Origin of the sequence: Xanthomonas sp. CFBP 8443, from assembly GCF_025666195.1 — a bacterium.
In the GTDB taxonomy this organism is placed as follows: Bacteria; Pseudomonadota; Gammaproteobacteria; order Xanthomonadales; family Xanthomonadaceae; genus Xanthomonas_A.
Genome location: NZ_CP102592.1, coordinates 3,070,395 through 3,082,872 on the forward strand (window position 1 = coordinate 3,070,395; position 12,478 = coordinate 3,082,872).

At 70.5% G+C, this 12,478-nt stretch carries 10 protein-coding genes; 4 read left to right on the forward strand and 6 right to left on the reverse strand.

Annotated elements, in window-relative coordinates; translation table 11 throughout:
* Positions 1-57 precede the first annotated feature (57 nt).
* Positions 58-3,180, reverse strand: a complete 3,123-nt coding sequence (locus NUG20_RS12790; protein WP_263394852.1) for an efflux RND transporter permease subunit — start codon at positions 3,178-3,180, stop codon at positions 58-60.
* A gap of 6 nt (positions 3,181-3,186) precedes the next feature.
* The gene (locus tag NUG20_RS12795; RefSeq protein WP_263394853.1) at positions 3,187-4,341 is read right to left on the reverse strand and encodes an efflux RND transporter periplasmic adaptor subunit; all 1,155 of its coding nucleotides are present in this window, start codon (positions 4,339-4,341) and stop codon (positions 3,187-3,189) included.
* A gap of 62 nt (positions 4,342-4,403) precedes the next feature.
* Here NUG20_RS12795 and NUG20_RS12800 point away from each other — a divergent pair, with 62 nt between their 5' ends.
* Positions 4,404-5,108, forward strand: a complete 705-nt coding sequence (locus tag NUG20_RS12800; RefSeq protein WP_263394854.1) for a TetR/AcrR family transcriptional regulator — start codon at positions 4,404-4,406, stop codon at positions 5,106-5,108.
* A 95-nt stretch (positions 5,109-5,203) separates the two neighbouring features.
* Here the strand turns inward: NUG20_RS12800 and NUG20_RS12805 are convergent, their stop codons facing one another.
* On the reverse strand, positions 5,204-6,757 hold the full coding sequence (locus NUG20_RS12805; RefSeq protein ID WP_263394855.1) for a protein adenylyltransferase SelO: 1,554 nt from the start codon (positions 6,755-6,757) through the stop codon (positions 5,204-5,206).
* 235 nt (positions 6,758-6,992) lie between these two features.
* Between NUG20_RS12805 and NUG20_RS12810 the strand changes: the two genes are divergently transcribed.
* The gene (locus NUG20_RS12810; RefSeq protein ID WP_263394856.1) at positions 6,993-7,889 is read left to right on the forward strand and encodes an alpha/beta hydrolase; all 897 of its coding nucleotides are present in this window, start codon (positions 6,993-6,995) and stop codon (positions 7,887-7,889) included.
* Between the two features lie 58 nt (positions 7,890-7,947).
* Here NUG20_RS12810 and NUG20_RS12815 read toward each other — a convergent pair whose 3' ends face one another.
* From NUG20_RS12815 to NUG20_RS12825, 3 genes are all read right to left on the reverse strand, one after another.
* A complete protein-coding gene (locus NUG20_RS12815; protein WP_263394857.1) occupies positions 7,948-8,643 on the reverse strand; it encodes a glutathione S-transferase family protein in 696 nt (231 codons plus the stop codon).
* Positions 8,644-8,898: 255 nt separating this feature from the next.
* Entirely contained in the window at positions 8,899-9,108 is a 210-nt protein-coding gene (locus NUG20_RS12820; protein WP_017356920.1) for a cold-shock protein, read from the reverse strand.
* Between the two features lie 593 nt (positions 9,109-9,701).
* Positions 9,702-10,607, reverse strand: a complete 906-nt coding sequence (locus tag NUG20_RS12825) for a pseudouridine synthase (RefSeq protein ID WP_263394858.1) — start codon at positions 10,605-10,607, stop codon at positions 9,702-9,704.
* Between the two features lie 42 nt (positions 10,608-10,649).
* On the opposite strand from NUG20_RS12825, the gene NUG20_RS12830 reads away from it, so the two are divergent.
* Positions 10,650-11,195 carry a YaeQ family protein gene (locus NUG20_RS12830; protein ID WP_263394859.1) on the forward strand — a complete coding sequence of 182 codons (546 nt, stop codon included), beginning with the start codon at positions 10,650-10,652 and terminating at the stop codon, positions 11,193-11,195.
* A complete protein-coding gene (locus NUG20_RS12835; protein WP_263394860.1) occupies positions 11,192-12,388 on the forward strand; it encodes a BaiN/RdsA family NAD(P)/FAD-dependent oxidoreductase in 1,197 nt (398 codons plus the stop codon). The genes NUG20_RS12830 and NUG20_RS12835 overlap by 4 nt, the downstream gene beginning before the upstream one ends.
* Positions 12,389-12,478: the final 90 nt, after the last annotated feature.

A 12,478-nucleotide genomic window follows, 5' to 3' on the forward strand; every position in this document is an offset into this window, starting at 1 on the left:
CCATTCTAGGCGCAGGGCGCGGCCATGCAGCGCCGCGCCCTGACCCGTTCACCGCGCTCACGCGGTCGGCGTGGCCTGCGCGTTGGCCGCCGGCCCGTGCAGCAGGCGCCGCACCAGCACGAAGAACAGCGGCACCAGCAGCACCGCCAGCAGCGTGCCCGAGAGCATGCCGCCGATCACGCTGATGCCGATCTCGCGGCGGCTGGCCGCGCCGGCGCCGGTGGACAGCGCCAGCGGCAGCACGCCGGCAACGAACGCCAGCGAGGTCATCACGATCGGCCGCAGGCGCAGCCGCGCGCCTTCCAGCGCCGCCTCCAGCAGCGGCCGCCCGGCCTTCTGCTGGGCCTCGGCGAACTCCACGATCAGGATCGCGTTCTTCGCCGACAGGCCGATCGTGGTCAGCAGGCCGACCTGGAAGTAGATGTCGTTGACGAAGCCGGCCAGGCTGGTCGCGGTGACCGTGCCGAGCACGCCCAACGGGATCACCAGCAGCACCGCCACCGGAATCGACCAGCTCTCGTACAGCGCCGCCAGGCACAGGAAAATGAACAGGATCGAGGCGGTGTACAGCCACAGCGTCTGGTTGCTCGACAGCTGCTCCTGGTAGGACAGGCCGCTCCACTGCAGGTCGAACCCCTCCTGCTTGGCGACCAGCGCCTGCATCCGCTGCATCGCCTCGCCGGAACTGCCGCCGGCGGCCGCGCCGCCCTGGATCTGCGCCGCCGCCAGGCCGTTGAAGCGCTGCTGCAGCTGCGGCCCGCGGGTCCAGCGGGTGCTGGCGAAGCTGGCGAACGGCGCCATCTGCCCGTCCTTGCCGCGCACGTACCACTGGCCGATGTCCTCCGGCAGCGAGCGGTACGGCGCATCGCCCTGCACGTAGACGCGCTTGACCCGGCCGCGATCGAGGAAATCGTTGACGTAGCTGCCGCCCCACGCAGTGGACAGGGTGGCGTTGATGTCGCTCTGCGCCAGGCCCAGCGCGCTGGCCTGGGCTTGGTCGATGTCGACCTGCAACTGCGCCTTGTCGCCCAGGCCGTTGAGCCGCACCGCGGTCAGCTGCGGATCGTCGCCCGCCTCCTGCAGCACCTGCTGCTGCGCCTTCAGCAGCGCCGCGCGGCCGGCGCCGTCGCTGTCGCGGATCCACAGTTCGAAGCCGCTGGACTGGCCCAGGCCGCGCACCGCCGGCGGCGACAGCACGCTGATCTTGGCGTCGGCGGTGCCGCGGAAATGCGCGTTGGCGCGGTCGATGATCGCCTGCGCGGTGTTGTCGCGGTTGCGCTCGCCCCACGGCCGCAGCGCAACGAAGGCCTGGCCGGCGTTCTGCCCGGTGCCTGCGTTGTTGCGTCCGATCACCATGAAGACCGCGGTGATGTTGTCCTTCTCGTGCTGCATGAAGTAATCGCTGATGCGCCGCCCCAGCGCCTCGGTCTTGGCCAGCGGCGTGCCTTCGGGCGTGGTGAACTGGATCTGCACCTGGCCCTGGTCCTCCACCGGCAGGAAGCCGGTCGGCATGCGCGCGTACAGCGCCGCCATCGCCAGCACGATCACCGCGTACAGCGCCATCCAGCGCCGCGGCTGCCGCAACAGCGTGCCGAGCCGGCGCTGGTAGGCCTGCTGGCTGCGCTCCACGCCCCGGTTGAACCAGCGGAAGAAGCGCCCCGGCTGGCGTTCCTTTTCCACCGGCTTGAGCAGGGTCGCGCACAGCGCCGGGGTCAGGGTCAGCGCGACCAGCGCCGACAGCGCCATCGCCGAGGCGATGGTGATCGAGAACTGCCGGTAGATGATGCCGGTGGAGCCGCCGAAGAACGCCATCGGCAGGAACACCGCGCCCAGCACCACGGTGATGCCGACCAGCGCGCCGGTGATCTCGCCCATCGATTGCTCGGTGGCCTCGCGTGGCGGCAGGTGCTGCTCGTGCATGATCCGCTCGACGTTCTCCACCACCACGATCGCATCGTCGACCAGCAGGCCGATCGCCAGCACCATCGCGAACAGGGTCAGCGTGTTGATGGTGAAACCGGCCGCGGCGAGGATGCCGAAGGTGCCCAGCAGCACCACCGGCACGGTGATCGCCGGGATCAGCGTGGCGCGGCCGTTCTGCAGGAACAGGAACATCACCACCACCACCAGCACGATCGCCTCGATCAGCGTATGCACCACGCCCTCGATCGAGATCCGCACGAACGGCGTGCTGTCGCGCGGGTAGGCGACCTCCATGCCCGGCGGGAAGGTCGGCTTGAGCCGCTCGATGGTGGCGCGCACCGCGTCGGAGGTGGCCACCGCGTTGGCGCCGGAGGACAGCGTCACCGAGAAGCCGGACGCCGGATGCCCGTTGAGCGTGGCGCTGTTCTGGTAGTTCTCCGCGCCGATCTCCACCCGCGCCACGTCGCCCAGGTGCACGCTGGAACCGTCGGGCTGGGTGGCCAGGATGATGGCGCGGAACTGCTCGGCGGTCTGCAACCGCGACTGCGCGGTCACCGTGGCGTTGAGCTCCTGGTCGGCGCCGGTGGGCAGCGCGCCGAGTTCGCCAGCGGTGACCTGGGTGTTCTGCGCCTCGATCGCGCTGCGCACGTCGCCGGGCATCAGCCTGTAGGCGTTGAGCTTGTGCGGGTCCATCCAGATGCGCATCGCGTACTGCGCGCCGAACACGTTGATCTCGCCGACACCGTTGATGCGGCTGATCGGGTCCTGCAAGGTGCTGATCAAGTAGTCGGAGATGTCGACGTTGTCCAGCCGGTCGGTGCTGTCGTACAGCGCCACCGCCATCAGGCTGTCGCCCTGCGACTTGGCCACGGTCACGCCCTGCTGCTGCACTTCCTGCGGCAGGCGGTTGAGCGCCTGGTTGACCGCGTTCTGCACCTGCACCTGGGCGATGTCGGGATTGGCGGCCTGGTCGAAGGTGATGCTGATCCGCGCCTGCCCGGACGAGGAACTGGTCGAGGAAAAGTACAGCAGGTGGTCGATGCCCTTGATCTGCTGCTCGATCACCTGGGTGACGCTGTCCTCCACCGTCTGCGCCGAGGCGCCGTTGTAGGTGGCGGTGACGGTGACCCCGGGCGGGGCGATGTCGGGGTACTGCTCCACCGGCAGGGTGAACACGGCGATGGCGCCGGCGGCCATGATGCAGATCGCCAGCACCCAGGCGAAGATCGGGCGGCGGATGAAGAAATGCGCGAGCATGCCGGCTCAGCCCTGGCCGGCGGCGGCCGCAGCTGGCTTGACCGTCACCTTGGCGCCGTCGCTGAGTCCTTGCCGGCCCTCCACCACCACCCGCTCGCCGGGCTTGAGCCCGTCGCCGACCAGCCAGCGATCGCCGACCGCGCGCAGCGTGGTGAACTGGCGCTGGCGCACGATGTTGTCCGCGCCCACCACCCAGGCCTGCGCGTCGCCGCGCGGGGTGCGGTCCACCGCCGCCTGCGGCACCAGCAGCGCCTGCTGGCGGGTGCCCTGGCCGACGATCGCGCGCACGTACATGCCCGGCAGCAACTGCGCGTCGGGGTTGGGGAAGCGCGCGCGCAGGGTCACGCTGCCGGTGGTCTCCTCCACGTCGATATCGGCGAACTCCAGCGTGCCCGGCAACGGATAGTCGCTGCCGTCGGACAGCTTCAGGCGCACCTCTGCGGTGGCCGGCTGCACCCCGCCGCCGGCGATCGCGCGGCGCAGCGCCAGGAACTGGCTGCCGGACTGGGTGATGTCCACGTGCATCGGGTCCAGCTGCTGGATCTTGGCGATCGCATCGGCTTGGCTGGCGGTGACCAGCGCGCCCGGCGTCACCCGCGCCCGGCCGATGCGGCCGCTGATCGGCGCCTCCACGGTGGCGAAGCGCAGTTGGGTGCGCGCGGTCTCCACCGCAGCGCGGTTGGCGTCGCGGCTGGCCAGCGCCTGCTTGTAGGTCGCCTGCGCGTCGTCCACGTCCTGCTGCGCGGCCAGCCGGGTCTTGCCCAGTTCGCGATAGCGTTCGGCGCGCAGCTGCGCGGTGACCAGCGCCGCCTCGGCGGTGGCCAGATTGGCCTGCGCCTCGTTGGCCGCGGCCTGGTACAGGGTCGACTCGATCTGGAACAGCGGCTGCCCGGCGCGCACCATCGCGCCCTCCTCGAACAGCCGCTTGCGCAGGATGCCGCCGACCTGCGGCCGCACCTCCGATTCCTCCGACGCGGCAGTGCGCCCGGCCAACTCGGCACTCAACGGCACGCTCTGCGGCTGCAGCGTCACCACCCCGACGGTCCTGGGCTGCGCCGCCGGCGCAGCGCGGTCGCCCCTGCAGCCGGCAAGCACGAGCAAGGAAAGGCACAGCAGCAGCGACAGCGTGCGGCGAGAACGCTGGGCGAAGGGCGCGGGCATGCGCTTGATCCTGGAAGCTGGGGGGAGGATCATTTAATTTACTTAAAGACAAATAAATAAGCATGAAGGATCGCACAACCGCCCGCGCCGCGCGGCCCCGCGTCACCCGGCCGACGCCCGAGGCAGGCGCGGTTGCGCCGACCGGCCGCCAGCGCGGGCGGCCGGCGCTGGCGCGGCCGCGGTTGCTGCGCGCCGCCCGCGAGCTGCTGCTGGAGCACGGCCTGGAAGTCTCGCTGGAGCAGATCGCGCTGCATGCGGGGCTGACCCGACAGAGCCTGTACAACCATTTCTCCAGCAAGGCCGACCTGCTGATGCAGGTGTTCGAGGCGTTGAGCGAGGAACTGCAGGCGCAGCTGGAGAACATCGGCGACGCCGCCTCGCAGGACCTGCCGCGCGCCCTGCAGCAAATCGCACTGACCGTGCAGGCGCACCTGTACGCACCCTCCTCGCTGCGCCTGCACCGCCTGCTGGTACAGGCCAGCGCGCAGATGCCGGACCTGCTGCAGTCGCTGCACCAGCGCCGCACCGGGCGCCTGCGCCAACGCCTGAGCGACCTGCTGCAGAGGCTGGATGCGTGCGGTGACGTGCGCGTGGCCTCCCCGCACCTGGCCGCCACCGCCTTCATCGGCGCGGCGATCGGCTATGCCTACCCCGGCGCGATGCTCAACGGGCAGGCACCGGGCCGCGACACCCAGCAGGCGCTGGCGGCGGAAGTGGTGACGAGCTTCCTGGCCGCCTGGGCCTATCGCGCCGACCCGGCACGCTGACCGCGCATTGCCGGCGCCATCGATGGCCGCCGCGCGCGACACAACGTCCAGCGGTCGCATATTCCGCGATCACCCAGCCGCACACAGCTGAGCCCTCAGGAACTGCACGACAGCATCGAGCACCCGGCGCGCTCGCGCGCCCAGTCCGGGCGCCGCGCCGCGAACGCCTCGCGGCCCGGCTGATCGTCGTAGGGGCGGCGCATCACCTCCAGCAGTTCGGCGACGCCGTCCATGTCGCCCTGCTCGGCGCGGTCGATCGCCTGCTGCGCCAGGTAGTTGCGCAGCACGTAGCGCGGGTTGGCCGCACGCATCTTCGCGGCGCGCTGGGCCGCCGGCAGCGGATCGGCGTCCACCCGCTGCGCATAGCGCGCCAGCCAGGCCTCGAACGCCGGCGCCTGCGCGGCCAGCTTGGCCGGGTCGTAGAACGCCTCGGCCAGATCCGCCAGCGCCGGCACCTGCGGCGCGCTCAATCCGCGGAACCACAGGGTCATGTCCACCTCGCCCTGCTGCAGCAGTTGCAGCAGGTCCTGCATCAGCGCCAGGTCGGCCTCCTCGCATGCCGCCAGGCCGAGCTTGGCGGCCGTGTTGTCGCGCTCGGCCTGCGCAGAGGTTTCGCGAAAGCGCTCCAGGCCGGCGTGCAGCGGCGCGACGTCATCGAACAGCGGCGCCAGCGCCTGCGCCAGCCGCGTGAGATTCCAGTACGCGACCTGCGGCTGGGTGCCGAAGCGATAGCGGCGGCCCTGCGCATCGGTGGTGTTGGGGGTCCAGTCCGGATCGTAGTCGTCGATCCAGCCATACGGGCCGTAGTCGATGGTCAGGCCCAGGATCGACATGTTGTCGGTGTTCATCACCCCGTGCACGAAGCCGACCCGCATCCACTGCGCGACCATCGTCGCGGTGCGCGCGCAGACCTCGCCGAACCAGTCGGCATAGCGCGTCGCGCCGCGCCCGCGCAGCTCGGGGAAATCGCGGTCGATCACGAAGTCGGCCAGGCGCCGCAGCAAGGCGTCGTCGCCGCGCGAGGACGGCAACTCGAAACTGCCGAAGCGCACGAACGACGGCGCTACCCGGCACACCACCGCGCCGGGTTCGGCGCGCGGATGGCCGTCGTAGAACATGTCGCGCACCACGCGCTCGCCGGTGGCCACCAGGCTCAGCGCGCGCGTGGTCGGCACGCCGAGATGATGCATGGCCTCGCTGCACAGGAATTCGCGGATCGACGAGCGCAGCACCGCGCGGCCATCGGCGCCGCGCGAATACGGCGTGCGCCCGGCGCCCTTGAGCTGCAGTTCCCAGCGCCGCCCGTCCGCGCCCAGCGCCTCGCCCAGCGCGATCGCGCGACCGTCGCCGAGTTGCCCGGCCCAATGCCCGAACTGGTGGCCGCCGTAGTTCATCGCGTACGGCCGCATGCCCGGGTAAAGCGCATTGCCGGCGAAGACCTCGGCGAATTGCGGGGCCAGCACCTCCTGTTCCGAGAGCCCGAGCATGGCCGCAACCTCGCGCGAATGGGCCAGCAGCTGCGGCGCGGCGACCGGGGTCGGCGCGACCTCCGACCACAACGCCCCCAGCACCTCGCGCAGGCGCGGGCCGTGCTCGGGATCACCGGGCAGCTCGGCGGTGAAACGGTTGTCGAAGCGCAATGGAGGCATGGACGCCAGCTTAGGACCTGGAGAGGGCGAACATGGTGCCAAACACCTTGTCGACCAAGGGTGCACGACGCTGCGCCCGCACCCGCATCCGCCCCCGCGGCCCGCGTTAGCCCCTCTCCCACCGGGAGAGGGGTTGGGGTGAGGGTACGGCGCGAAGCGCTCGCCGACGCGTCATGCACTCGCTGCCGACACAAGCATGCGGCATGCTCCCGCTCCTTTCTGCAGATAACCCCACATGTCCGACGCTTCGCCGCTGCCGCCGCGCTGGCCCCGCCACCTGCTGGTCGCGCTGTCCTCGCTGCTGGTCTCCGCCTGCAGCAGCCTGTTCTTCGGCGGCCTAAATGCCGGCTCCGCGCGCCAGGGGCTGAGCGAACAGCGCGGCATCGTGTTCGATGCGGCGCACGGCCTGAAGCTCGACGTCTACCGCCCGGCCGCGGCGCAAGACGCGCCGGTGGTGGTGTTCTTCCACGGCGGCACCTGGCAGACCGGCAACCGCCAGCAGTACCGCTGGGCCGGCGAAGCGCTGGCGCGGCACGGCGTGGTCGCGATCGTGCCGGACTACCGCAAATACCCGAATGTGACCCTGGACGGCTTCATGCGCGACGCCGCCACCGCGGTGGCCTGGAGCCAGCGCCATGCCGCCGAGCACGGCGGCGACCCGCGCCGGCTGGTGCTGATGGGCCATTCCGCCGGCGCGCACATGGCCGCGTTGCTGGCCAGCGACGGCCGCTGGCTGCAGGCGCAGGGCATATCGCCGCGGCAGCTGTGCGGGCTGGTCGGCCTGGCCGGCGCCTACGACTTCCTACCGCTGACCGAAACCGACCTGATCGGCATGTTCGGCCGCGACCCGGCGCAGCAGCGGCGCTCGCAGCCGATCGCCTTCGTCGACGGCGACGAACCGCCGATGCTGCTGTTGCACGGTGGCGCCGACCGGGTGGTCGCACCGCGCGAAAGCCGATCGCTGCAGGCCGCGCTGCAACGTGCCGGCGTGCCGGTCGAACTGAAGATCTATCCCGGCGTCGGCCATCTGCGCCTGGCGCTGGCGCTGCGCAAGGACGATCCGGCGCTGCCGGTGATGGCCGACAGCATCGCCTTCGTGCGGCAGTGCCCGGCGCGCGCGCCGTTGCCGTGAACGGGGCGGTGCGCCGCGCTCGCCCGGCGACAGCGAACCGAAGCCGCTCGGACAGTCCTCAATCGGTCTTGCTGCCGCCGAGCAACTCGAACGGCCCGCCCTGCTGCAGCGCGCGCTGGTAGGCCGGGCGCTGCTCGATACGCTGCACGAAGCCGGCCAGGTTCGGATAGGCCTGCAGGCCGGCGCGCGCCGCCGCGGCCTGCACCGGAAAACTCATCTGCACGTCGGCGGCGGTGAAGCGGTCGCCGGCGAACCAGCCGGTCGTGGCCAGCTCGCGCTCCATCCAGTCCAGGTGCAGCTTCAGTTGCGGGCCGATGAAGCTGTGCATCGCCTTGTCGACGATGGCGCGGGCGATCGGCCGCGCGAAGAACGGCATCTTCGCCGAACGGATGCGCCCGAACACCAGGCTCATCAGCAACGGCGGCATCGCCGAGCCCTCCGCGTAATGCATCCAGTAGCGGTAGCGCAGGCGTTCGGGTGCGTCCAGCGGCTGCGGTGACGGCGACAGCGCGCGCTCGGTGTCGTAGCGCTCCACCAGGTAATCGAGGATCGCGCCGGATTCGGCCAGCACGTGGCCATCGTCGACCAGCACCGGCGACTTGCCCAGCGGATGGATCGCGCGCAGTTCCGGCGGCGCCAGCATGGTCTGCCTGTCGCGCTGGTACTTGACCACCTGGTACGGCAGCGCCAGTTCCTCCAGCAGCCACAGCACGCGCTGCGAACGGGACTGGTTGAGGTGATGGACGGTGATCATGGCGGCGGTTCCGGAGACGCGGGCCGACCATGGTAGCCGGCCCGGCCGCGACTGCTGCTGCATGACCATCACTGCCGGCGCGCGCAGCGGCGCCGCCCCCGATCAGGCCGGGCCGACGCTTGGCTGCTGCGGATACCTCTGCAGGCGCCCAGCAACCCGCAACGGCGGGCGGTGCGCACAAATAACGCACAAATAAAAACGCCGGAAGCTTGCGCTTCCGGCGTTCTGGCAACCTTACGGTGGCTGGCGTCTAAATTAGACGGCCTGCACCTGGTCAGCCTGCATGCCCTTCTGGCCCTGCACGGCGACGAAGGTCACCTTCTGGCCTTCCTGCAGCGACTTGAAGCCGGTGCCCTGGATGGCACGGAAGTGCACGAACAGGTCCGGGCCGCTTTCCGGGGTGATGAAGCCGAAGCCCTTGGCATCGTTGAACCACTTCACGGTACCTTGCTGACGATCGCTCATTTACTAACTCCTGAAACATTGAATTGAAAAATATCGCAGCCACCGGGTATCGGGGCCGAGACTGAGTTGCAGGCGTTGGTAAAGCGGAACGATGAAGCGGATCGCGAGATCAACTGCACCAGGCCACGATTCACGGTGACCCTAGCAAACACAGTGGGGCCAACCATACGCGGGTCGTCCGCAAAAAGCGACAAGTTTGTGTAGACAAACCGAGATGACCCACAAAGAAGCTGAACCCAGGCCTAAAGTTCACGCCGGCGCGGCCGATACGCCTGCCGTTTTGCGCAAAGTGCGCAGGCTCGCTGCCCTGGCCGCGCATTCAGCCGTCTGCGGCGCTGGCGCACCTCGATCATTGCGCACTATGCCACTAGAGAGAGCCCCTCTCCCACCGGGAGAGGGGTTGGGGTGAGGGTCCGGCGCGAAAGCGTCTCGCCGATCTGGATGCACGAGGCTGCGCCCGTACCCTCATCCGCCCCTGCGGGGCACCTTCTCCCGATGGGAGAAGGGGAGCAACCTAGCCCCTCTCCCACCGGGAGAGGGGTTGGGGTGAGGGTGCGGCGCGAAGCGTCTCGCTGTCTTAGAGGTTACGGGCACTATGCCGACGGCCAAGCCAGGGTCTGCGCGCTGGCGAAGCGGCGTGCCTGCCCGCTAAGCGGGTCGTCGAACTCCAGGCCGCAGGCCAGCAAGTGCAGCGTGTCGGTAGCGGCCCCCTCCCCCTCCGCGCGCAACTGCGGATACAGCGGATCGCCCAGGATCGGCGCGCCCAGCGCGGCCATGTGCACGCGCAGCTGGTGCTTGCGCCCGGTCACCGGCGCCAGCGCATAGCGCCACAGCGGCCCGTCTCGCGCCTCCAGCACGGTGATCCGGGTCAGGCTGTTGGCCTCGCCGGCGGTCTCGGTCATGCGGAAGAACGGCTCGCCGCGCACCACCCGGCTGGCGCGCAGCAGCGGGAACGTGTGCCCCGGCAAGGCCGGTGCCAGCGCCTGGTAGGCCTTGGCGATGCGCCGCTTGCGGAACAGCGCCTGGTACGCGGCGCGGCTGCCCGGATCGGCCGAGAACAGCACCAATCCGGCGGTCGCGCGGTCCAGACGATGCAGCGGCACCAGCGCCGGATTGCCCAGCCGCGCCACCAGCCGCGCCAGCAGGGTCTCGCGCACGAAGCGCCCGGACGGGGTCACCGGCAGCCCATGCGGCTTGTCGGCCACCACCAGGTGCGCATCGGCGTGGACGATGCGCTCCACCCCGGCGATCGGCGCTTCGTCGGCGACCTCGCGGAAATAGCGCACCTCCAGCCCGACCCGGTACGGCAGCGCCGCCGGCAACGGCCGGCCGTGCGCATCCTGCACCCGGCCGCGCTCGCAGCGATCCTGCCACTGCGCCCGCGACACCCGCGGGAAGCGCGCGCACAGCCCGTCCAGCAGGGTCGGCCACGGCCCAGGCGGCAGTTGCCAACGGCTCGGGGCCGGAACGAAGGCGGACGGCGGGCGGGGATCGGACATCGTCACGCATTATCATGGCCGCCCTTTGATCCCGGTAGCCGCATGGCCCTCACCGCCACCCTTCGCAAGGCCGACCTGCAGATTTCCGACATGGACCGCGGCTATTACGCGGCGCATGCGCTGACCCTGGCCCAGCACCCGTCCGAGACCGACCAGCGGCTGATGGCGCGGCTGCTGACCTTCGCCCTGTTCGCCGAGGAACGCCTGCTGTTCGGCAAGGGCCTGAGCAGCGACGACGAGCCGGACCTGTGGCGGATGGACTACACCGGCGCCATCGAGCAATGGATCGAGGTCGGCCAGCCCGACGAGTCGCGCATCCGCAAGGCCTGCGGCCGCGCCCGCGAGGTGGTCGTGGTCAACTACGGCGGCCGCGTCGCCGACATCTGGTGGGAGAAGAACGCCTCCGGCCTGCTCAAGCTCAAGCCGCTGCAGGTCATCGACCTGCCCGGCGACGCGGTCGCCTCGGCGGCCGAACTTATCCAGCGCAGCATGCGCTTCGACGTGGTGATCCAGGACGGCGAAGTGCAGTTGCTCGGCGACGAGAGCAGCGTCACCTTCACCCCGACGGTGCGCAAAGCCGCGGCATGAACGCGCGCGCCGAGCCCATCCGGGTCGACGTCGCGGTCATCGGCGCCGGCGCCGCCGGGCTGATGTGCGCGCTGACCGCCGGCCGCCGCGGGCGCAGCGTGCGGGTGATCGAGCACGCCAACAAGGTCGGCAAGAAGATCCTGATGTCCGGCGGCGGGCGCTGCAACTTCACCAACACCGGCACCGGCCCGGGCAATTTCCTGTCCGCCAATCCGCACTTCTGCAAGTCGGCGCTGGCCCGCTATCGCCCGGCCGACTTCATCGAGATGGTCGAACGCCACGCCATCGCCTACCACGAGAAGGAACTGGGCCAGCTGTTCTGCGACATCTCCTCCAAGCAGATCGTGCGCATGCTGGTGGACGAATGCGACGCGGCCGGGGTGACCATCCGCACCCAGTGCGCGGTGCGCGGCGTGGAGCGCGGCAGCGAGGGGTTCCGCATCGCCACCGACGACGGCCCGGTGCACGCCGCCTCGCTGGTGGTGGCCAGCGGCGGACTGTCCATCCCCAGCCTGGGCGCCACCGGCTTCGGCTACGACCTGGCCCGCCAGTTCGGCCACGGCGTGCTGCCGACCCGCGCCGGGCTGGTGCCGCTGACCCTCAGCGGCAAGCACCAGGAACGCCTGCAGGACCTGTCCGGGCTGGCGCTGCCGGTCGAGGCCAGCTGCAACGGCGCCAGCTTCCGCAACTTCATGCTGATCACCCACCGCGGCGTCAGCGGCCCGGCGATCCTGCAGATCTCCTCGTACTGGCAGCCGGGCGACGACCTGCGCCTGGACCTGCTGCCCGGGCAGGACGCGGCCGCGTGGCTACGCGAGCACAAGCGCCTGCGCGGCGCCGCGGAACTGCGCACGGTGCTGGGCGAGGCGCTGCCGCGCCGCTTCGCGCAGCGGCTGTGCGAGGTCTGGCTGCCGGACAAGCCGGTGCGCCAGCTGGACGAACCGCAGCTGCGCGCGGCGGCGGCGCTGCTCGGCGCCTGGCCGCTGGTGGCCAGCGGCACCGAGGGCTACCGCACCGCCGAGGTCACCCTGGGCGGGGTGGACACCGACCAGGTGTCGTCGGCGACCATGGAATCGCGCCAAGTCCCCGGCCTGTACTTCGTCGGCGAGGTACTGGACGTCAGCGGCTGGCTGGGAGGCTACAACTTCCAGTGGGCCTGGGCCTCGGGCCATGCCGCTGGCGGGGTGGCCTGACGGCCGGGATTGGGGATTCAGGATTGGGGATTGGCAAAAGCGGCTCACAATGCCTGAGGGTTCGCGGGCTGCGCGAGGCTGGGTGCAACC